The organism is Lactococcus sp. (assembly GCF_036648155.1).
Classification (GTDB): Bacteria; Bacillota; Bacilli; order Lactobacillales; family Streptococcaceae; genus Lactococcus; species Lactococcus cremoris.
This window is the reverse complement of record NZ_JAVXIY010000006.1, coordinates 16,073-38,408: the sequence shown is the minus strand read 5'-3', so window position 1 is coordinate 38,408 and position 22,336 is coordinate 16,073. Positions and strand designations below refer to the sequence as shown.

General features: G+C 35.8%; 20 protein-coding genes and 1 riboswitch. Of the genes, 8 read left to right on the top strand and 12 right to left on the bottom strand.

Going from position 1 to position 22,336, the window contains the following annotated elements:
* Positions 1 to 91: 91 nt before the first annotated feature.
* Positions 92 to 208, bottom strand: a riboswitch (FMN riboswitch).
* A gap of 196 nt (positions 209 to 404) precedes the next feature.
* A complete protein-coding gene (locus tag RSC39_RS06990; RefSeq protein WP_332536114.1) occupies positions 405 to 1,310 on the top strand; it encodes a magnesium transporter CorA family protein in 906 nt (301 codons plus the stop codon).
* A 25-nt stretch (positions 1,311 to 1,335) separates the two neighbouring features.
* On the opposite strand, the gene parC is transcribed toward RSC39_RS06990, so the two are convergent.
* The 6 genes from parC to parE form a co-directional block, all read right to left on the bottom strand.
* A complete protein-coding gene (gene parC / locus RSC39_RS06985) occupies positions 1,336 to 3,810 on the bottom strand; it encodes a DNA topoisomerase IV subunit A (protein WP_332536112.1) in 2,475 nt (824 codons plus the stop codon).
* A 324-nt stretch (positions 3,811 to 4,134) separates the two neighbouring features.
* On the bottom strand, positions 4,135 to 4,584 hold the full coding sequence (locus RSC39_RS06980) for a GNAT family N-acetyltransferase (protein ID WP_332536110.1): 450 nt from the start codon (positions 4,582 to 4,584) through the stop codon (positions 4,135 to 4,137).
* A complete protein-coding gene (locus RSC39_RS06975; protein WP_011675992.1) occupies positions 4,581 to 5,414 on the bottom strand; it encodes a 3'-5' exonuclease in 834 nt (277 codons plus the stop codon). Before RSC39_RS06975 ends, RSC39_RS06980 begins: the two co-directional genes overlap by 4 nt.
* A complete protein-coding gene (locus tag RSC39_RS06970) occupies positions 5,407 to 5,943 on the bottom strand; it encodes an isochorismatase family cysteine hydrolase (RefSeq protein WP_063282278.1) in 537 nt (178 codons plus the stop codon). Before RSC39_RS06970 ends, RSC39_RS06975 begins: the two co-directional genes overlap by 8 nt.
* A gap of 20 nt (positions 5,944 to 5,963) precedes the next feature.
* A complete protein-coding gene (locus RSC39_RS06965) occupies positions 5,964 to 6,476 on the bottom strand; it encodes a GNAT family N-acetyltransferase (RefSeq protein WP_332536107.1) in 513 nt (170 codons plus the stop codon).
* A gap of 107 nt (positions 6,477 to 6,583) precedes the next feature.
* On the bottom strand, positions 6,584 to 8,518 hold the full coding sequence (parE, locus tag RSC39_RS06960; RefSeq protein WP_332536105.1) for a DNA topoisomerase IV subunit B: 1,935 nt from the start codon (positions 8,516 to 8,518) through the stop codon (positions 6,584 to 6,586).
* A 278-nt stretch (positions 8,519 to 8,796) separates the two neighbouring features.
* On the opposite strand from parE, the gene plsY reads away from it, so the two are divergent.
* From plsY to nrdF, 5 genes are all read left to right on the top strand, one after another.
* A complete protein-coding gene (plsY, locus tag RSC39_RS06955; protein ID WP_011675988.1) occupies positions 8,797 to 9,438 on the top strand; it encodes a glycerol-3-phosphate 1-O-acyltransferase PlsY in 642 nt (213 codons plus the stop codon).
* Positions 9,439 to 9,611: 173 nt separating this feature from the next.
* A complete protein-coding gene (locus tag RSC39_RS06950) occupies positions 9,612 to 9,830 on the top strand; it encodes a redoxin NrdH (protein WP_011675987.1) in 219 nt (72 codons plus the stop codon).
* Between the two features lies 1 nt (position 9,831).
* A complete protein-coding gene (gene nrdI / locus RSC39_RS06945) occupies positions 9,832 to 10,254 on the top strand; it encodes a class Ib ribonucleoside-diphosphate reductase assembly flavoprotein NrdI (protein WP_332536102.1) in 423 nt (140 codons plus the stop codon).
* A 135-nt stretch (positions 10,255 to 10,389) separates the two neighbouring features.
* Complete coding sequence (gene nrdE / locus RSC39_RS06940) at positions 10,390 to 12,558, top strand: class 1b ribonucleoside-diphosphate reductase subunit alpha (protein ID WP_011835383.1); 2,169 nt, start codon at positions 10,390 to 10,392, stop codon at positions 12,556 to 12,558.
* A gap of 404 nt (positions 12,559 to 12,962) precedes the next feature.
* Positions 12,963 to 13,940: a class 1b ribonucleoside-diphosphate reductase subunit beta gene (nrdF, locus tag RSC39_RS06935; RefSeq protein ID WP_011675984.1), complete on the top strand. Its 978-nt coding sequence runs from the start codon at positions 12,963 to 12,965 to the stop codon at positions 13,938 to 13,940.
* A 109-nt stretch (positions 13,941 to 14,049) separates the two neighbouring features.
* Here nrdF and ftsX read toward each other — a convergent pair whose 3' ends face one another.
* From ftsX to prfB, 3 genes are all read right to left on the bottom strand, one after another.
* Positions 14,050 to 14,985 (bottom strand): permease-like cell division protein FtsX, encoded by a 936-nt coding sequence (ftsX, locus tag RSC39_RS06930; RefSeq protein ID WP_063281297.1) that lies wholly within the window; start codon positions 14,983 to 14,985, stop codon positions 14,050 to 14,052.
* Positions 14,978 to 15,670, bottom strand: a complete 693-nt coding sequence (gene ftsE, locus RSC39_RS06925) for a cell division ATP-binding protein FtsE (protein ID WP_063281298.1) — start codon at positions 15,668 to 15,670, stop codon at positions 14,978 to 14,980. The genes ftsX and ftsE overlap by 8 nt, the downstream gene beginning before the upstream one ends.
* A 328-nt stretch (positions 15,671 to 15,998) precedes the next feature.
* Positions 15,999 to 17,096: a peptide chain release factor 2 gene (gene prfB / locus RSC39_RS06920; RefSeq protein WP_011675981.1), complete on the bottom strand. Its 1,098-nt coding sequence runs from the start codon at positions 17,094 to 17,096 to the stop codon at positions 15,999 to 16,001.
* Between the two features lie 137 nt (positions 17,097 to 17,233).
* Between prfB and RSC39_RS06915 the strand changes: the two genes are divergently transcribed.
* Both RSC39_RS06915 and RSC39_RS06910 read left to right on the top strand, forming a co-directional pair.
* Positions 17,234 to 18,139: a metallophosphoesterase gene (locus RSC39_RS06915; RefSeq protein ID WP_332536098.1), complete on the top strand. Its 906-nt coding sequence runs from the start codon at positions 17,234 to 17,236 to the stop codon at positions 18,137 to 18,139.
* A 163-nt stretch (positions 18,140 to 18,302) separates the two neighbouring features.
* Positions 18,303 to 18,833, top strand: a complete 531-nt coding sequence (locus tag RSC39_RS06910; protein WP_003130958.1) for a DUF402 domain-containing protein — start codon at positions 18,303 to 18,305, stop codon at positions 18,831 to 18,833.
* A gap of 30 nt (positions 18,834 to 18,863) precedes the next feature.
* Here RSC39_RS06910 and RSC39_RS06905 read toward each other — a convergent pair whose 3' ends face one another.
* From RSC39_RS06905 to RSC39_RS06895, 3 genes are all read right to left on the bottom strand, one after another.
* A complete protein-coding gene (locus RSC39_RS06905) occupies positions 18,864 to 19,652 on the bottom strand; it encodes a formate/nitrite transporter family protein (RefSeq protein ID WP_063281300.1) in 789 nt (262 codons plus the stop codon).
* Between the two features lie 154 nt (positions 19,653 to 19,806).
* Positions 19,807 to 21,429 (bottom strand): ABC transporter permease, encoded by a 1,623-nt coding sequence (locus RSC39_RS06900; RefSeq protein ID WP_332536096.1) that lies wholly within the window; start codon positions 21,427 to 21,429, stop codon positions 19,807 to 19,809.
* 11 nt (positions 21,430 to 21,440) lie between these two features.
* Positions 21,441 to 22,319, bottom strand: coding sequence for an ABC transporter ATP-binding protein (locus RSC39_RS06895; protein ID WP_063281302.1), 879 nt, complete (start codon positions 22,317 to 22,319; stop codon positions 21,441 to 21,443).
* Between the last annotated feature and the right edge of the window lie 17 nt (positions 22,320 to 22,336).

Here is a 22,336-nt window from a genome sequence, read left to right as displayed (position 1 = left end):
CTCAAAAAAAACCAAAAATGGAGTGAATTAGATAGATTCACTCCAGAGTTTAAGGCTAAATAGACATAATACTATCATGAGTATTATGGGTTTTTATCTTCTTTCATCCAGACTATACTGTCGGCCTCGGAGTTTCACCGAATCATGCTGCTAGCAGCTCGCGGGCTATACCGCCGGTAGGGAATTCCACCCTGCCCTGAAGATTTATTAAATTGTAGCTAAAGTATAGCATTTAATTTTAAAGATTGTCAAGATATAAAAACGTATTCTTTAAAATAATTATTTTGAAGGTCCTATCAAAAGTCTAATGATATATTTATTTATCAAATAATATTATATTTATATATTTGCTCAAAAATTACAATTTTGCTAAAATGGCTCTATTAGAACAATAGGATAATATCATGCAAGAAATAAAAATAAATGATCAGCTCACTTGGCTTTCTTTTAATGTTGAGGACCTTAGAAATACTTCTGAGCTTGCTACTTATGGCATTGACCTAGAAACACTTCAATATGCCGAAGATAAAAACGAACGTCCCCATACAGAATTTATTCCTGACAGCCAAGACTTTGTGCTTATTTTTAATAGTTTAGATTTACTCAAGTCAGAAGCTCATTACAAGACAGTTCCCGTTACCTTTGTAGCACAAAAAAAACGATTAATTACACTCTATCATCCAGAAAATGAATACTTAATTAATCAAATAAAAAGTTATTGTTTACAAAATAAGCCACAAACGGTCTATCAACTTCTTTTTATCAGTTTATTTTTAATTTCCGAGGCTTTCTTTCCTTATTTGGAAAAAATTGATAAGTCTAAAGAAGAAATTAATCAAAAATTGCGTGAAAAAACAACCAAGAAAAATTTGCTCGCACTTTCTGATATTGAAACGGGAATGCTCTACATTGTGTCTAGTGCCAATCAAAATACTTTACTACTTGAGCAGCTTAAAACTAAAAGTATTTACAGACAGTTCAATGAAACTGAAAAAGAACAGCTTGAAGATGCGATAATCGAAGCCCAACAGCTTGCAAGTATGACTCAGCTCAATGCACAAATTCTTGAACAGTTGGCCGGAACTTATAATAATGTCCTTAATAATAATCTAAATGATAATATGACGACCTTAACTATCGTATCAGTTCTTTTAGCTGGTTTGGCCGTCATTACTGGTTTTTTTGGAATGAATGTTCCGCTTCCGCTCACTCATCAAAAAGATGCTTGGGTCTGGATTATTGGCGCATGTATCATTCTTTGGCTACTATATGCCGCCCTCTTTCGTTATATTATTGGTCGAAGACAATAAAAAAAATCAGCAAAAGCTGATTTTTTTATTTTATTTTTACGCTTGCAATTTTTTCAAGGTCATCAGCAATTGGATGTCCATTGCTTGTTCGATCTGATAATGATAAATCGCACAAATTAATATCATATTTCTTGCCAGTCTCACTGATAACTTCTAATACTTGTTCATCAGTTTCTTTTGTCGCTGGTGCTTTAGCTTGACTGAACAAATCTAATTCTTCGGTCAATGCTGATAAATCAGCAGTTGACTTGATTAAGCCAGCCGCAAATACGGTATGGTTATTTGTCTTCAATGTTCTTAAAACTTGAAGCCCTCGATTTGCTCGTGATGTGGCTGGAATATCCTCTGTTTTAACTCGTTTGATAAATGCCCGTTGAGTCAACAGATACCAACTATTTGAGTTGACAAAGAAAGCTGCTTTTATCTTATCATCATTTTTAAGATTCATTGCCTTCACACCTGCTGCTCTAGCACCCAAGACTGGAACATCATCAAGATTAAAGCGGAGGGCATAGCCATTTTCAGAAATAAGCATGAGGTCAGTAAATTGAACAGGACTAATGAGCACAACTTCATCATCATTTCCTTTAAGTTTAGCATAAGGAGTTGATTTCGAGCGGTAAGTTCGCCATGGTGAAAAACTTTCACGTTCAATTTGTTTAATTTGTCCATTTCGTGTAGCCACGACTAGATTTTCACCTGCAAATGCATCAACAATTTGAACATAAATTACTTTTTCATCAGATGAAAAATTAGAAAGACTTTGTGACAAATGTTCTCCAATATCCTTCCAGCGAACGTCAGAAAGTTCATGAATTGGACGGTAAATCACATTACCAAGATTTGTGAAAATCAAGAGATGTTGTGTTGTTTTAGCATTAGCATAGTAAAGCAACTCGTCATCATCACGTTTCCCGATTTCTTCAAGTGCTGATGAAGCAAATGACCGAGGTGATGTTCGTTTGATATAACCTGAACGAGTTACTGAAACGACAGTATCTTCAGCGACAATCAATTCACTAGCTTCTATCTCAATGGTTTGCACTTCATCTTGAAGTTCACTACGGCGTGGTCTGGCAAATTTTTTCTTCACTTCACGCAGTTCGCGCTTCATTAAATTAAAGAGTGTCCGTTCGTCATTAATAATTGCTTTAAGTTCGAGAATTTTTTGTTCTAACTCTGCTTGTTCATTTTGCAAAGTGACAATGTCGGTATTTGTCAAACGATAAAGTTGTAAAGTAACAATAGCTTCGGCTTGTTCTTCAGTAAATCCAAATGAAACTTTAATATTTTCTTTAGCGTCTGCTTTATTTTCAGAAGCACGAATCGTCGCCACCACTTCATCTAAAATGGAAACCATACGAATCAATCCTTCAACTAAGTGAAGTCTTTTTTCCGCTTTATTTAGGTCAAATTGCGAGCGTTTGATGATGACATCTTCCCGATGTTTTACGTAAGAACGTAGCATTTGCAAAACGCCGGTTTGGACAGGTGTCATGTTGTCAATAGCAACCATGTTAAAGTTATAATTCACTTGTAAATCAGTATTTTTAAACAAGTAATTTAAAACAAGTTGACTATCGGCTTCTTTTTTCAATTCAATTGCAATCCGCAATCCTTCGCGGTCAGATTCATCACGAACTTCAGCAATACCTGGGACTTTTGCATTGACACGAACATCATCAATTTTCTTGACCAAATTTGCTTTATTTAATTCAAATGGAATTTCAGTGACGATAAGTTGCTCACGCCCACCTTTCATTGGTTCAATATCAACTTTTGAACGAACAACAATGCGGCCTTTACCTTTTTCATAAGCTTTTCTAATCTCGCCTTTCCCTTGAATGATTCCGCCAGTAGGAAAATCGGGTCCAGGTAAAAATTCCATGATTTTGTCAACATCGACTTTAGGGTGGTCAATCATGTGAATGGTGGCATCAATCACTTCGCCAAGATTATGAGGAGGAATATCCGTGGCATAACCGGCTGATATCCCGGTTGAACCATTGACTAAAAGATTTGGAAAAGCAGCTGGTAAAACGGTTGGTTCTTTCTCTGTATCATCAAAGTTCCAAGCCTGACTTACGGTATCTTTCTCAATATCTGATAAAAGGTAACCAGAAATTTCTGAGAGACGAGCTTCTGTATAACGCATTGCGGCAGGTGGATCACCATCCATTGAACCGTTATTCCCGTGCATTTCAATTAAAGGTTCGCCCATTTTCCAGTCTTGACTCATCCGAATCATCGCTTCATAGATTGAGCTATCTCCATGTGGGTGGAAATTACCCATGACGTTCCCGACCGATTTGGCTGACTTACGGTAGGACTTATCAAAGGTATTTCCGTCTTTGTTCATCGAATAAAGAATTCGACGCTGTACGGGTTTTAAACCATCACGGATGTCGGGTAGCGCCCGCTCCTGAATGATATATTTTGAATATCGACCAAATCGGTCGCCCATTATATCTTCTAATGGTAAGGTTTGAATGTTTGACATATTTCAACTTTCTTTTTAGAAAATTTCTTTAATTTTTATACTAATTTTTTTATTAACTTATAATAAGAATGATTTTTACTGACAGTTCTTCTAGTCTATCAGACTATAATATAAAATCACTTTTCCTATTCTACCACAAAATTAAAACGAAAAAAACTGACACATTATTTATTGGGCAAAAGGAAGGAAAGTGTTTATCATTTTTAAAGCTACTGACAGATTGATTTCAAGCAAAAAAATTACTGACGAAAACAGTAAAAAACCCGTAAGGTGCAAAAAACACAAACGGCATTTTTAGACAAAGCTGTCAGCAAAAGATTTACGTTAGAAGTTCAATATCATATTTACATGTTTAATATCGTCTTCATAAAAGGGTTCTGAATTTTCAACAAAGCCAAATGAAGCATAAAAATCTCGTAAATAATATTGGGCCTCGATAGTTACTGCTGCTTCCCCATTTTCTTTGAGAACTTCCAAAGCCTTATCAATAAGACCCCGTCCGAGATTTTGTCCACGAAATTCAGGATTAACAAGGACCCGACCAATCGAGGCTTCATTAAATGAAATCCCTTGTGGAAGAAGGCGACAAAGAGCCATCAATTCTCCTTTGTCATTTTCTAACCAAAGATGTTGCGCCTCTTGGTCTTTACCGTCAAGTTCTTGGTAAGGACAATTTTGCTCCACAACAAAGACAGCCGTACGCAAACTCAAAAGTTGATACATCTCGTCTGTTGTTAATTGATTAAATTTTTTTAATTTCCAAATTGCTGTCATTTCTCTTCCTCCATAATCGTGACGAAATTGGCTTTTTGCATTTCTTTTAGAAAATCAGAATGAATTTTCACTTTTTCTGAATTATGTAAACGAATTTTTAGACTTGAACCTGTAGAATATTCTCGTTCAACCGAAATTCCTAGAACTTCAAACCGTTCCCATTTTCGTTCCAAATTTTGCTGATAGTAGACCAAAGCCTTGGTAATGGGTAAGTTTAACTTTCGACGAATGCTGTCAGTAATTTCATCAGAACTGTCACCAAATAAATCTAACTGACCAAGTTCGTCAGCAACTTCTGATTCTACTGACCGCTCAACTTCTTCAATTTTTTGTAAATATTGATAGAGTTTAGCTGTAATTAGACAGTCATTAAGGGCATCATGCGAACGTAAATCATTCATTTCCAGTAAATCTTTGAAATTTTCCAAAGCATAAGAGGACATGGTCAGAAGTTTTTTACTTTCTGCTAAAGTATCATAAACACGAAAAGCTTCAACATCGGTGATGGCGCAATCAATAATCGCTTGATAGAGGAATGAAATATCAAAAGGTGCGTTATGTGCCACTAATAAATGACCTTTGATAAAATCTAAAAAATCAGGTAAGATTTCTTCAATCGTTGGTTGATTCAATAAATCCGCTGGTTTTATCCCAGTCAATTGGGTAATTTCTGTCGAAACATAAGAACGTTGGTTTTTTACTAATTGATTAAATCTGGCAAGTTCTTGATTATTTTCATCATATTTTACCGCACCAATTTGAATAATTTCATTTTTTTGTGCAGAAAATCCTGTGGTTTCAAAGTCAAATACGACATATTTCTCAGACATTTTTATTTAGTTCCTCAATAATTTCTTTTGTTTTAATGACTTTCCCAAATTTAGGAATTTCTGTCAGCGTTTTCTGGAAGTTTTTTAACTTTCTGTCAGCGCAAGCATCTTCGATAATGAAAGACTCAAAAGCAGATTCAGCTCCATCCTTGGCTGTTTTGACGACACCATTACTCAACGAAACCCCTGTAACATAGATTTTACTGACAGAAAGTTTTTTTAGCTCATCAGCTAAGCCATCGTCTGATTGTTTAAATGCTGATGGGCCAAATTTTACTAACTTATGCAATCTTGAATTATTATCTAATTCATCTTGTAGAATCATGCGAGAAAAAGCTTCTTTAGCGGATTTCCAAAGTATTTTTGGCTCAACTGTCACTAAATAAACCGGCTGATTTGCTTGGTCAAAAGCGGCAATCAGCGCTCGATTGTTCTCAATGATTTTATCCCAACCATAAGGTTCAGCTTTTTTTGCTAATTTTTTAATGAATGCTTGTAAATCAATAATAATTAATGCTGAATTTTGCATTGCTTCTCTTTTCGTTATTATTATTTGTTTTTCAGTTCGTACCAAATGACGTCATGTAGAAGACCAGAATTATCCTTTTCCTGCCTTTTTTCAAGTTCAATTTTCGTCATGCCCAATTTTTCCATCAGAGATTTCGTCCGATTTTGGTCAATTGTTTCACTGACAATTCTGTCAGCAATTTTTTCAGTAAATGCGTGATTGATTAGAAGCTGACAAGCTTCATAAGCAAAGCCCTGACGCCAAAACTTTTGATTAATCCACCAACCAAGCTCAAAAAGTTTTTCATTTTTAGAATCTAAGGATTTGAACAAAAGATAGCCAATGACTTTTCCACTCGTTTTCAAAACCAGAGCAAAATCAGGAACAGGTCGTTTCCCTAAACAAAATTCTATCAAGAACGCCTTTGTCATTTCAAATGAATAAGCAGGTTCACAATAAAACATCACTTTCTCATCGCCAAGAATTTCATAGAGGTCAGTCACATCATCAGCTCTGAATTCACGAATGCTTATCCGCTCACTTTTCAATTCCACTTACATGCCTCCTCGCTTGACCCTCTCAACCCTGAATTTCTTCCATTTTATCACAAAATTGAGCAAAAAACCTCGAAAAATCGAGGTAATTATTTGAATAAAATTGTTTAGAAAGCTGTATCTTCTTCCATCGTAAATTTCACATTATTTTCAATCCATTTACGACGTGGTTCAACTTTATCTCCCATCAGCACGGAAACACGTTTTTCAGCCTGTGCGGCATCATCAATTCTTACTTGAATCAGTGTCCGAGTTTCTGGGTCCATCGTTGTTTCCCAAAGTTGGTCAGCATTCATTTCCCCAAGTCCTTTATAACGTTGAAGATTTGCATTTTTACCGAACTGCTTACGAAGTTCTGCTAGCTCGCCATCGGTCCAAGCGTACTCTATCTTCTCTTTTTTCCCTTTTCCTTCACTCATTTTATAAAGTGGAGGAAGCGCAATATAAACATGTCCAGCTTCTACAAGAGGTTTCATATAGCGATAGAAGAAAGTCAATAAAAGTGTTTGAATGTGTGCCCCATCAGTATCCGCATCGGTCATGATAATCACTTTATCATAATTACGGTCAGCCAAAGTAAAATCTACACCAACACCAGCACCAATCGTATAAATCATGGTATTGATCTCCTCATTTTTGAGAATATCTTGCATTTTTGCTTTTTCGGTGTTAATTACTTTCCCACGTAAAGGCAAAATGGCTTGGAATTTTCGGTCTCGTCCTTGTTTGGCAGAGCCGCCCGCTGAATCCCCTTCGACCAAATAGAGTTCGTTTTTATTTGGATTTTTTGTTTGGGCAGGTGTTAATTTTCCTGACAAAAGACCCTTATCTTTTTTAGATTTTTTACCATTTCGAGAATCTTCGCGTGCTTTACGAGCTGCTTCACGTGCTTCACGCGCTTTGATTGCTTTACGAATCAGGTTTTGAGCCAATTCACCATTTTCCATCAAATAAAAACTTAATTTTTCAGAAACGAGGCTGTCCACCACTGGACGAGCCAAAGGTGAACCCAATTTATCTTTGGTTTGTCCTTCAAATTGGAGATGTTCCTCTGGAATTAATACAGATAAAACTGCCGTTAAACCTTCACGATAATCAGACCCTTCCAGATTTTTATCTTTATCTTTAAGCAAATTGACTTTACGAGCATATTCGTTCATTGCCTTAGTGATGGCTGTTTTTAAACCTGCTTCGTGTGTTCCGCCATCTTTAGTCCGAACATTATTGACAAACGAAAGAATATTTTCTGAATAGCCATCATTATATTGGAGGGCAACTTCAACTTCAAAACCATCTTGCTTTCCTTCAAAATAAAGAACTGGAGTTAAGCTATCTTTGTCTTCATTCAGGTAGGCTACAAAATCCTGAACTCCATTTTCATAATGAAATTCTTCTTTTTCATCCGTACGTTTATCTTCAAGACTAATCGTTACTTCTTTTAAAAGAAAGGCCGATTCATTTAGACGTTCAGAGATTATATTGTATTTAAATTCAGTTGTTGAAAAAATAGTAGAGTCGGGCATGAAAGTCACTTTTGTCCCCGTTTTTGATTTCGGAGCTTTCCCTATTTTTTCCAAAGTAGTTGCTGGATGTCCTCCGTTTTCAAAACGTTGGCGATAAACAGTCCCATCACGAGTGATTTCAACTTCTAACCAAGTAGAAAGAGCATTTACCACCGAAGATCCTACACCATGCAATCCACCAGAAGTTTTATATCCCCCTTGACCAAATTTACCACCAGCATGAAGAATAGTGAAAATAACCTCAACAGTTGGAATTCCCATCGCGTGTTTTCCAACAGGCATTCCACGTCCTTCATCTTCTACAGATAAAGAACCATCAGCATTAATGGTCACTGTAATTTTATTCCCAAAACCAGATAAGGCCTCATCGACTGCATTATCTACAATTTCCCAAACCAAATGGTGCAAACCTGTTCCATCAGTTGATCCGATATACATCCCTGGGCGCTTTCTGACCGCGTCCAAACCTTCAAGGACCTGAATTGCACTGTCATCGTAATTATTAATATCTATTACCATCTATTTTCCTCTCATCGAAAGCCCATATCTTTTATCAGCAAGATCATCACTCGCTTTGTTCGCAATTTACTGACAAAAAATATTCATCTTGATTATTGTACCTTGTTCAGAACGCTTTGTCAAAGGACTGCTGAGAATTTCAAAAGCTAATCGTAAGATATTTGCTTCAATTAAGCCAATAAGTTTCAATATTGTCAGTAATCTTTAATAAAAATATGGTATAATTGTACAGTTAAAAGAGATTATCGATTTTAAACGAAATAAACTTCGGAGAACTTATGCTTATTATTATTCTTCTTCTCATTGCTAGCTATCTTTTAGGGGCAATTCCTTTTGGACTATGGATTGGCAAGATTTTTTTCAAAAAAAATCTTCATGATTATGGTTCAGGAAATACTGGAACGACCAATACTTTTCGTATTCTTGGTGTAAAAGCCGGGATTGCGGTCTTTATTTTTGACTTGCTTAAAGGAACTTTGGCAACGCTTCTTCCACTGATCTTCCATATTAATGGAGTCTCTCCTTTAATTTTTGGATTGTTGGCTGTCATTGGTCATACTTTATCTATTTTCGACCATTTTAAAGGTGGGAAAGCTGTGGCTACTTCTGCTGGTGTTGTCCTTGGATTTAGCCCATTCTTTCTTCTTTATCTTCTCGTTATTTTTATTCTTGTTCTCTGGCTCTTTAGTATGATTAGCCTCTCAAGTGTTGTAGCCGCAATTTTTGCTCTGCTTGGAATTCTTATTTTTCCTAGCTTTGGATTTATTCTCACTTCCTATGATCTTTTATTCTCGATTATTATTTTTGCTTTGGCAATTATTATCATTTTTCGACATAAAACGAACCTCAAAAGAATCAAAAATCATTGTGAATCCCTTGTCCCCTTTGGTTTAAACTTATCGGGACAAAAAGAAAAATAGCACAATATATTGTGTTTTTTTCTTTTTTTTACATAATTTAACACTATATCTAGTATCTTTAATTTGACTAGATATTTTTTTTACGCTAAAATAAGACTATAAATACTCGAGAAAAAGTCAAGGACTTTTTACTCCCGTCTAAAAAATATATTGGCCCCAAAAGGAGATTTAAAATGGTTACAGTTTATTCTAAAAACAATTGTATGCAATGCAAAATGGTCAAAAAATGGCTTTCTGAACACGAAATTGCATTTAACGAAATCAATATTGATGAACAGCCTGAATTTGTCGAAAAAGTAATTGAAATGGGTTTTCGAGCTGCTCCTGTAATCACAAAAGATGATTTCGCCTTTTCTGGTTTCCGTCCTTCTGAATTAGCAAAGTTGGCTTAATATGAAACTTGCTTATTTCAGTGTGACTGGACAAACGCGTCGTTTTGCTTCTAAAACAGACTTGCCGAATATCGAAATTACACCTGACGATGATTTAGAGATGGACGAGCCTTTCCTTTTGATAACTCCCTCTTATGCCGAAGAATCACCAACCGTTTCCAAATCAATAGACGTTATGGACCCGGTTTTTGACTTTATGGCTTATAATGATAATTATAAACATTGTCGTGGAATTATCGGCACTGGAAATCGTAATTTTGCTGGCATCTATATTTTTACCGCTAAAGAAGTTTCAGCAAAATATCAAATTCCACTTTTATATGATTTTGAGTTTAATGGTACGCCAGCTGATGTTGCTGCCGTTGAAAAACTCGCTGCACAGCTTGATCAAGGAGCGAAAGTCACCTTTAAAAATCCGCTGTGATTTTTTATGGCTTCACCCTATTTGAGTGAAGCTTCTTTATTTTAACTTTTATTTTATAATAACAAGTTTGAACTCATCATACATTTCAGATTCACTTATTTTTAAAAGTAAGTGAATCCTTTTAAAAGGAGTATTATGTCTCTAAAACAACTTAAAGATGTAACTTATTTCAAGCTCAATAACGAGATTAACATCCCCGTGAATGGTAGCATTCCTCTTGCCAAAGATAAAGAAGCAATTACCGCTTTTTTCAAAGAGAATGTTGAACCTAATCGTTATGAAGCTGACACTTATATCGATAAACTTAATTGGTTAGTTAAAGAAGAGTATCTAGAAGCTGAATTTCTAGAAAAATATAAGCCAGAATTTATCACAAATCTTCGTAAGGAATTGAGTAAATTTGAATTTCATTTTGATTCATTTATGGCTGCTTATAAATTTTATAATCAATATGCCATGAAAAACAATGACGGGTCACTCTATCTTGAAGATTTTGAAGACCGTGTGTTAATGAATGCTTTATACATGGCTGACGGCGATGAAAAATTAGCTAATAATCTTGCTTTTGCAATGATTAATCGTCGTTATCAACCGGCTACTCCAACTTTCCTAAATGCTGGACGTAAACGTCGTGGTGAATTCGTTTCTTGTTTTCTTTTACAATTGACTGATGATATGAATTCAATCGGACGGACGATTAATTCTGCCTTACAACTTTCTAAAAATGGTGGTGGTGTTGGTCTTAATTTGACTAATCTGCGTGCTGCTGGTGCACCAATCAAAGGCTATGATGGCGTTGCCGCTGGTGTTGTGCCTGTCATGAAACTTTTTGAAGATGCTTTTTCTTATGCCAATCAATTGGGGCAACGTCAGGGTGCTGGTGTAGTTTATTTATCCCTTTTCCATCCAGATATCATGGAATTTTTATCAACTAAAAAAGAAAATGCTGACGAAAAAATCCGCGTTAAAACACTCTCACTTGGTGTGACTGTTCCTGATAAATTCTACGAATTGGTTAAAAAAGGCGAAACAATGTATCTTTTTGAGCCATATTTCGTTGAAAAATATTATGGTAAACCTTTTGCCGAAGTCGATATTACAGCTGAATATGACAAGATGGTGGCTAACCCAGAAATTCGTAAAACACCAATTAATGCCCGTGAGCTTGAACAAGAACTTTCAAAACTTCAACAAGAATCTGGTTATCCTTATATCGTGAATGTCGATACGGTCAATCAAGCTAATCCTGTTGATGGGGTGATTTCAATGTCAAACCTTTGTTCTGAAATCCTTCAAGTTCAAACACCTTCTGTTTTGAATGATGACCAAACTTATAAAGTCGTTGGAACTGACGTTGCTTGTAACTTAGGTTCAACTAATGTCTTAAATATGATGACTTCTAGTGATGAATTTGGAACTTCTGTTGAATCAATGGTTCGTGCTTTAACTTTCATTTCTGAAACTTCAAACTTGGATACTGTTCCAACTGTTCGTAAAGGAAACGATGAAATGCATGCCATTGGGCTTGGAGCAATGGGCTTACATTCTTTCTTAGCTCAAAATCAAATTCATTATGATAGTAAAGAAGCCGTTGAATTCACAAGTGTCTATTTCATGTTGTTGAATTACTACACTTTGGTGGCTTCAAATAAATTGGCTGTCGAAAAAGGGTCTAGCTTCAAGAATTTTGAAAAATCGGCCTATGCTGATGGTTCTTATTTTGATAAATACTTGACTCATGATTATTTTGCAGCTGTTTCTCCTAAAGTTCAAGAACTTTTCAAAGGAATTGCTGTTCCAACAATCGCTGATTGGACTGAATTACGCGATACTGTAAAAACTTCTGGTCTTTACAATTCTTATCGGATGGCTGTAGCTCCAAATGGTTCTATTTCTTATATCAATGACTGTTCTTCTTCTATCCACCCAATCGTCAATCGGATTGAAGAACGCCAAGAAAAGAAAGTTGGGAAAATTTATTATCCAGCTGCTGGACTTGCCACTGAAACAATTCCTTACTACAAATCCGCTTATGATACTGATATGCGCGCAGTCATTGATGTTTATGCGGCTGCTACAGAACATGTTGACCAAGGATTGTCACTCACTTTATTTATGCGTTCAACTTTACCTGAAGGTCTCTATGAATGGAAAGTGGCAAATAATAAAATGACAACTCGTGACTTGTCTATTTTGCGTAACTATGCTTACAAAAAAGGAATTAAAACAATTTATTACATTCGTACATTTACTGATGACCAAGAGGAAGTCGGCGCTAACCAATGTGAAAGTTGTGTCATTTAATAAAAGATAAACAATGATGCTAAAGCACCTATTGTTTATACGAAAGCCGCTAGAGTGGACTTTCTATTTTCTTACTTGTTTTCATTCATTGAAGGATTGTCAATGAATGGAAACGACGTAAACAACATAAACAATGATGCTAAAGTACCTATTGTTTATACGAAAGCCGCTAGAGCGGACTTTCTATTTTCTTACTTGTTTCATTTTTCCGAAAAATCGTCGGTCAAAGTGTGACGTATAACTATCAACCTGACCTAGGGTCTAAAATAATTTACTGACGCCAAACTTTTGATAAATTATCGAAAGTTTTTGGTGTCATGAGCTAGCTATTTTTACTGACGACATTGTCAGTGATAAAAAATTTACTGACAGTAATTGTCGGTAGCTAAAAAGAGAGAAATAATATGTCTGAAACTGAAAATCTTACTGTCCCCACTTATTATAGTGCGATTGACTGGAATTCTATTGAAGATTCAATCGATAAATACACTTGGGAGAAATTAACTAGCCAATTCTGGTTGGATACACGTGTTCCTGTCTCTAATGACTTGGACGATTGGCGTAAATTGCCGCAGCTTGAGCGTGATACTTTTGCTAAAGCCTTCGCTGGATTGACTCTCCTTGATACTTTACAATCAGTAGATGGGGCTGAAGTCCTCAAACATGATGCGAGAACTCCTCAAGAAATTGCTTGTTTCAATAATATCCAATTTATGGAGTCAGTCCATGCTAAATCTTATTCTACAATTTTCTCAACTTTAAATACTAAAAAGGAAATTGAAGAACTCTTTAACTGGGTGGATACCAATGTCTATATGCAGACAAAGGCTGAAATTATCAATAAGATTTATGAATCTGGCACCGCTCTTCAAAAGAAAGTAGCTTCTGTATTTCTTGAAACTTGCCTCTTCTATTCAGGATTCTATACACCTTTACTTTATCTTGGAAATAATAAGATGATTAACTCAGCAGAAATTATCAAGTTGATTATTCGTGATGAATCTGTACATGGTACTTATATTGGTTATAAATTCCAGCTTGGTTTTAATGAATTATCTGAAGATGAGCAAAGTGAATTCCGCGATTGGATGTATGAGCTCCTCTACAAGCTCTACGAAAATGAAGAAAACTACTCTCATTTACTTTATGATAAAGTGGGTTGGACTGATGAAGTCTTAACTTTCTTACGCTATAATGCTAATAAGGCCTTAATGAATCTCGGACAAGACCCACTTTTCCCTGATACTGCAGCCGATGTTAATCCTGTTGTCATGAACGGAATTTCAACTTCTTCATCAAACCATGACTTCTTCTCACAAGTTGGTAATTCTTACCTCCTTGGTGAAGTGGAAGCAATGTCTGACGAGGACTATGACATTTAATTAAATAAATTTTAAAGTCTGTCAGTAATCAAGTTTAAAACTTAATTACTGACAGACTTTTTATTTGAACAAAAAAAGAGAAGATAAATCTTCTCTTTCATTATTATTATTAAATTTTAAGGAAACGACGCATTGATAAGAGGGCCCCGAATGAACCAATCAAAATACCAATCAAGGTCATTAACCCTATCATTGCAGGAATAAATTGATGTGGAATATACATTGACAGCTTTTGCGATTGAAGACTTGGTGTCAGACTAACAAAGGCAATTCGATAACCCCAGGCAAGCAAAAGACTTGGAACAATGGCTCCCAAAAGACCGACCCATGCTCCTTCTAAGAAGAAAGGCCATCGAATATATCCATTTTTAGCACCAACTAGACGCATAATTTGAATTTCGCGTTGTCTTGAGAGAATAGTAATCCGAATGGTGTTCGAAATTAAGAAAACGGCAACAAAAATTAAAAGTGCAGCGATTAATGTTCCCCAAGTTTGAATTCCTTTAGCAAGTTCGAAAATCTTTTGGGTATTTGCTCCACCATAAGTGGTTTTTTCAATTCCTGAAAGTTTTGAAATGTTTGCACTTACCGATTTAACATCTTCTGGTTTATCGGCTTCAACAATGTAAGCATCATAAAGTGGATTAGCATCCCCTTTAAAAAGATTCCAATTATTTCCTAAAGTCTTGGTCAATTCATCTAATTGATTTTCTTTACTAGAAAATTTGACTGTTTTAACATTAGGGACTTTTTTGATTGAATCATAAATCTTAAGATGATTTGAATTATCAATCATTTTTTTATTATTTTTTGGATCTTGAATTTGAGTGTCTTGATCATGCACATCTAATTTCATATAGGCAACAATCCGAACATTGTTTTGAATACCATCAGCTAATTTTTGAGTGTTCAAGATAAGAGAGAGGAAAAGTCCAACCAAAACCAATGTAATGGTTACTGATGAAACAGCAGCAACTGTCATCCATCCATTACGTTTTAAGTTTTTGAGCGATTCCAAAATATGTTTGAAGAAATTTCTAATCATCGTAGCCGTAAACTCCTTCCTCTTGGTCGCGGACAATTCGTCCGTTTTCAATAGCGATAACACGGTGTTTTAAGGTGTTAACAATTTGGCTATTATGGGTCGCCATCAAAATGGTTGTCCCTTGAAGATTAATTTTTTCAAGCAAATTCATGATTTCCCAAGAATTTTCAGGGTCTAAGTTCCCTGTCGGTTCATCGGCAATCAATACTTTTGGTGCATTAGCAATCGAGCGGGCGATTGCTACACGTTGCTGTTCCCCACCTGAAAGTTCATTGGGAAATGAACGAATCTTATGTTTCAATCCAACGAGGTCAAGCACTTCATTGACCCGTTTTTTGATTTCGCGCGGGCTTTTACCAATAACTTCCATGGCATAGGCAATGTTTTCATAAACTGTTTTCTTTGATAAGAGTTTATAGTCTTGGAAAACCACACCTACAGAACGACGTAACATTGGAACGTCTCGACGTCTTAATTTAGATAAATCATATTGCGCAACCGTTCCAGAACCCCGGTCAATCTTTAATTCACGATAAAGTAGTTTGATAAAGGTCGATTTCCCAGCTCCTGATGGCCCAACGATATAGGTAAATTCTCCCGGCTCAATTTCGAGCGAGATATTACGCAAAGCCGTTGTTCCATTAGAATATTTCTTGGAAACGTTGCTTAGTTTTATAATACTCATAGTACCTTTCCTGTGTTAGATTTGACTGACAATTACTAACGAATGAGTCAGCAACTTATTAGTAAAATCCATATTTTAATCACTATGGATGCTTTTAAGAGATTTTATCAAAAAACAAGAAAACGGGCACAATACTGTACCTCTTCTTTTTTTCAATAAAACTCATTTTCTATTCTACTGACAGTTTTAAATATTTTTCCATCAGCCGAACTACTTACAATTATATCAAAATAAAAGTTCTTTAGATAGCATTTTTATTTTATAATTTTTTCATTCATAACATTAATATTTCTTAAGCGTTTCATGTCTTCTAAGGGTTAGCGCTTCTTTAGAGGTTCCAACGAAGGTAAGCATTGATAAATCCGTCTATTTCTCCGTCCATAACGTTTGAAATTTGTCCTGTTTCATAACCAGTCCGTGTGTCTTTGACTAACTGATAGGGCATGAAAACATAAGAACGAATTTGACTTCCCCAAGAGATTTCTGATTGGTCTCCTCGAAGTTCATCAACTTCTGCTTGCTTTTTATCCATTTCTAATTGATAGAGTTTTGACTTCAACATGGCCATGGCCTTGTCACGGTTACCATATTGTGTTCTATCCATTGTTGATTGGACAACAATCCCTGTTGGAACGTGAGTCAAGCGAACCCCTGTGGATACTTTATTGACATTTTGTCCACCTGCTCCTCCTGAACGGAAGGTATCCATTTTCACATCAGCATCACGAACTTCAACTTCAATCGAATCATCCAGTTCTGGCATCACGTCTACTGAAGTAAATGAAGTATGACGACGATTAGCAGAATCAAATGGCGATATGCGAACTAAACGATGAACTCCTTTTTCGCCGCGCAAAAAACCATAAGCATTTCGCCCAACAAAACGAATGGCTACTGATTTAAGTCCAGCAACATCTCCATCTTGATAGTCCAAAATCTCTACTTTAAAGCCATGCGCTTCACCCCAACGGGTATACATCCGCATGAGCATTGAGCCCCAGTCCTGCGACTCTGTTCCACCAGAACCTGGATGGATTTCAAGTACCGCATTCATGTGGTCATAGGGTTGATTAAGCATGATTTCGAGTTCGTAAGATTCAATTTTTTGACCAAGAGCTGTGGTCATCTCTTCTAATTCGACTTGCATGTCTTCATCAGCTTCTTCCTGAAGCATTTCAAGCATGGTTTGAGCTTCTTCAAGCATGTTATTCATGGCCTGATAATTGTCGTATTTTGCTTTTAAAGCATTTGATTCGTCAATTACTTTTTGAGCCGCTGCTTGATCATTCCAAAACTCAGGCTGCGCCATATCATTTTCTAATAAAGCAATTTCTTCTTCCAAACGGTCAAGATCTAAGGAGTCACGAAAGCCATTAATCTTCTCGCTATATCCTTCAAGTAAATTTCTAATTTCTGATAATTCCATAGTTGCATTATACCATATTCACCGCCTATAAGCCTAACCTAAGCTATTCAATAGAAAATGGACTTAAACTTTTTTATAATAGGAATCTCAAAAATTATATATTAGATAGAATTACTGACACATGCTATAATTTGACTATGACTAAAAAAAGACGATTGGCTATAATTTCAGATTTTCATTTGGACAGTAATCACTTTTCTAAAGAGGAAATTGAACTTTTTATATCCCTTCTAAATGATTTACAAATTACAGATTTACATTTTGCTGGAGATATTTCTAATGATTTACATAATATCTCTGAACCTTTTTTTCATCAATTAGAATCACTGGCAGATTTATCAGTCACTTTTAACCTTGGAAATCATGATATGGTTGAACTTTCTGAGGAAGAAATCTCTGTCAGTAATTTTAAAGTGAAAACTTTTGCATCAACCGCCTTTGTCAGTTTTCATGGTTGGTACGACTATTCCTTTATGAAAGAAAAAGCCGATTTTCAAAAAATTATCGCTTTTAAAAATTCCTTTTATTTTGACCGAAAAATCCATCGCCAATTTGATGATATCAAGACAACAGCTATCGAATTAGAGAAACTAGAAAATTTACTGACAGAATTGTCAGCAAAGCCAGAGATTGAGAGAATTATTGTCAGCACACATTTTGTTCCTCATCAGCAATTTATCATTAATACCCGCTATGAAAAATTTGCTCGCTTTAATGCTTATTTGGGCTCTCAGCATTTCCATGAACTTTTCAGCCATTTTCCAAAAGTTACGGATGTCGTTTTTGGACATCTTCATCAAAGACGAACTCCCCTTAAGATTGATAACATTCTTTACCATGCGAGACCACTTGGATATCCTTACGAATGGCAAATGATCAATGAATTTTTAGCTAAATATCCACAATATCAGATTGCTGAAAATTGGCATTTGAGAAAACGTTATAATGCGCTTCGTAAAAGTTCTGATTGGCAAGATTTTCGAAGAGAAAACTTGATGAAGGAATTTCAATCATCTTTGACAATTTTTGACTTAGACGACTAATATTAGCCATCAGTATAAAAACTCACTTTTACTACATAAAAATTAAAAAACCGAACATTTATTAGCAATTTATTGCCTAAACTAAACATTTTTACTGTAAATTTCATTTAAAAAATGGTATATTAATAGATGAGAACTTTGAATTGAGAAAGAGAGAATAGCCTTGAAAATTCCGAAAGAAGGCGACTTCATCACGATTCAAAGCTATAAACATGATGGGAATCTACATCGCACTTGGCGCGATACCATGGTTCTAAAAACAAATGAAAATTCAATTATTGGAGTAAATGATCACACTTTAGTGACAGAATCTGACGATCGCCGTTGGGTCACGCGCGAACCTGCTATTGTTTACTTCCACAAAAAGTTTTGGTTTAACATCATTGCTATGATTCGTGAGGAAGGCGTTAGCTACTACTGCAATCTAGCGAGCCCCTTCGTCCTCGATAACGAAGCGCTGAAATATATTGATTACGACCTTGACGTGAAAGTCTTCAAAGATGGAGAAAAGAAATTACTCGATGTTGAAGAATATGAACGCCACCGACGCAAAATGCACTATCCAAAAGAAATTGATCATATTCTAAAAGAAAATGTCAAAATTCTTGTTGACTGGATTAACAATGAAAAGGGACCTTTTTCTAAAGAATACGTTGAAATTTGGTACAATCGTTATCATCAGTTAAAAAAATAGTTACTGACTTTTTGTCAGTAACTTTTTTCTTTATTTTTTTAGTTCTTCTTGTTCTCTTGCTTGTCTTCGATAGCCTAAACTATAAAATCCAGCAACAAATATTGACCCTCCAAAGAGATTACCAAGATAAACAAATAGAAAATTATGAGCAAAATCGAGCCAGCTTGCTCCATTTTCAAAAATTGCCGCTGGAATGACAAAGGCATTGGCTATACTATGCTGAAAACCAATCGCAACGAAAGCCATAACCGGAAACCAAACTGCTAATACTTTTCCAGTAGCATCTTTAGCGCCATAACACATCCACATTGCCAGACCAACAAACCAATTACATCCGATTCCTGAGAGAAATTCTTGGGACCAACTAGCATTTATTTTCGATTGTGCTAAACTAAGAAGCTCCGTTTTGTAAGCTCCAATACCTGTCAATCCGACAAGATGTCCAAAAACAAAAGCGACAAAAATAGCACCAAGGACATTAAATACAGTAATGATTAACCAATTTTTTAGTAATTCACTCAAAGTCACTTTTTTAGCAAAAAACGAAGTCGAAACAGCGGTCATGTTTGAAGTAATCAGCTCGCCACCACCCAACAAGATAACGATTAGCCCAATTGGAAAGACACTCGCTCCAATCAAACTTGCAAGACTTCCTAGTTCGTCAGCTACCGAAGCTATCGCCCGAATATAAAGCAAGTAGCCAAAAGAAATCATTGCCCCACCAATAAAACCAAGAACGGCTTTTTCTAAAAAAGGACGTTTTATTTTTTCCTGACCGTGGTGAATGGTCGCAGTTAAAATTTCTGCCGGATTCATCATGTAATTTTTCTCCTGAAAGCGTATTTATAAAATAACTCATTCATTCTATCATAAATTATATTAGAATGCTAAAAAATACTGTATTTCTGGGTTTAGACAACATTTTGTTGCTCATTTTACAAAAAAAGCTATCTTGCTTAGATAGCTTTTAAGTTTATCCTGTAATTAAGTCACGTCTTTCATAAGCTTTATAGCCAATCAGAATTAATACAAGAGCTAATATTAATATCAAGCTGACTGTTGGAAGATTCATTTTCTCCACTGGTAATTTGGGAATCTGACTGTAAATGCTCAAATTCTCCAACCATTTTGGCAGATTCAATAATTTTCCAAGATAAGTCATAAAGAGTAAGAAGCCTAGATAAACCCAAATCACATCAGCGAACCGAGGAACAAGACCCATTAGTAAACTAAGGATAGCAAGGACAAAGATGACTGCAACAAGCCAAATCATCCCAGATTTCATAATTTCTGTAAAAGAAAGAACATTCTCATTTCCCAATTGTTCAATAAATATCCCTAAAAGGGCCAAAAATTGTGCAACTATAACTGAAAAAATAGCTGTCAGCACATATGTGAAATAGACCTTCGCTCTTGAAAGTGGCAAGGCATAGAGTGCCTCTAAGCGATTTCTTCTTTCCTCACCCACCATTTTTATCAGTAATATCACTCCAAAGGCCGCAACTAATATCGATAAAATAGAGAATAAAGTAACCATGAAGTTTCCTCTAATCGCCGAGGCCGCGGTTTCATTTCCCACAAAAATTTCTTTAACTGTTTTATTACTAGAAATAAATTGGTCCATTTGGCCAAACATCGAACCATAAACCAGACCTAGCACAAAACTTCCAATAAGCCAGCCAAGAATCATCTTTTTTTCAAGACTTAAAATAAGACCAGGAAAACCAAATAAAGCTTTTTTTCCTTGCGCTCTTCCTTGTCCCTCAGGCAAATAACCAGCTCCCACATCCCTTTTAAGCTCTAAAAAGTAAGAAATGACCAATAAAATCAAGGATAAACTAAATGTCAAAATGACACTGGTCCAATTTTCATGTCCTTTGACATAGGGAAAAGCCAGATAAACCCATGATAGTGGATTAAACCACCCCAAAGAAAGATTGGTTGCATCTGTCCCCATTCGAATGATATAAAGCAATCCAAACAAACCAAAGGTCACCCCTTTAGTTGCACTCGCATCAGAGAAAACTTGCCCTAAAAGTAAGGCAAACATTCCCCAAAGTAGTCCTTGGGCGCTTGTGGTGAATGCAAAGAGTAAATTACTTCCCAAATCATTTAAACCCGCCACATTTTGTGCTTGAATGGAAAAGGCGAGCAGAATAGCCATTAGTAGATGTAAAAAAATAAGTTCAATTACTAGGGCCGTCGTGTTTGCTAATTTTCCGATAGAATAAGAACGAAAAAGCTCAGTAATTCCATCATCTTCTTCTTTTCTACTTCGATTGACAACATAAATAATCGAAATAATAGCAAAGGTGATACCTGTAATCAAAGTCATCGTTTGACCAAAAATAGGACCTAAACTATAATTTGCTGGACTATTTACAGGTGTGGGGCCAAATAAGCCAATCATTGCTGGATTTTTGACAAACATTGTATAAAGACTATTTGCCGTGGCTGGATTTGAGGCGACTTCCATTTTTCCAGCCCCTGAAGCTGCAAATGCAAGCATTCCCAAAATCCAAAAAAGTAATTTTAGCCAATCTCTTTTGAGTAAGGCCCTAAACAAAACCCCTGTTTTATAAAATGGTTGTTTCATAAGCTTCCCCCTTACTGGTAATGACGCATAAAGAGGTCTTCAAGCGTTGGAGGAGTTGATTCAAGTTTCTGTACTCTGTATTGTAAAAGTGTTTTTAATATTTCATCAATTGAATCTGAATCAGCCTGAAAACTTGCTTCTCTGTCAGTAATTTGCAAATCATGAACAGAAGCTAATTTTTCTAAATCATGAGGAACTTCTTCCGTTATAACCTTATACTGATACCTTGTCAAATGTCGTAAATCTTCAAGAGAACCCGTCTCAACGATTTCACCCTTTCGAATAACCGCAACTCTATCAGCTAACTTTTCAACCTCTGATAAGATGTGACTGGACAGAATGATTGCTTTTCCCGCTATTTTTAATTTTTCCACTTCTTTTTGAAAAATAGCCTCCATCAATGGGTCTAACCCACTGGTTGGCTCATCAAAAATATAAAGTTCAGCCTCCGTTGCTAAAGCTGCAATAAGCGCAATTTTTTGGCGATTTCCTTTGGAATAAGAGCGGACTTTTTTCTTTGGATTCAAATCAAATTTTTTTATCAGTTCATCTCGCTTCTCTTTGTTAATTTGTCCATGAAGTTTCAAAAACAAATCAATCGTCTCTCCACCCGATAAATTGGGCCAAAGATAAACATCTCCTGGCACATAAGCAATTTTTTTATGGATTTCAATTGAATCTTGCCAGACTTCTTTACCAAAAATTTGAGCCTTCCCTTTTGTTGCTTTAATAATTCCAAGTAAAATCCGAATAGTTGTTGATTTACCTGCACCATTTGGTCCAATATAACCCAAAACTTCACCAGAATTAACCTCAAAAGATACATTTTTTAAGGCCTGAAACTTTCCAAAATTCTTTTGAAGTCCACTGACTTCGACAATTTTCGCCATTTTGTTCCTCCTTGATT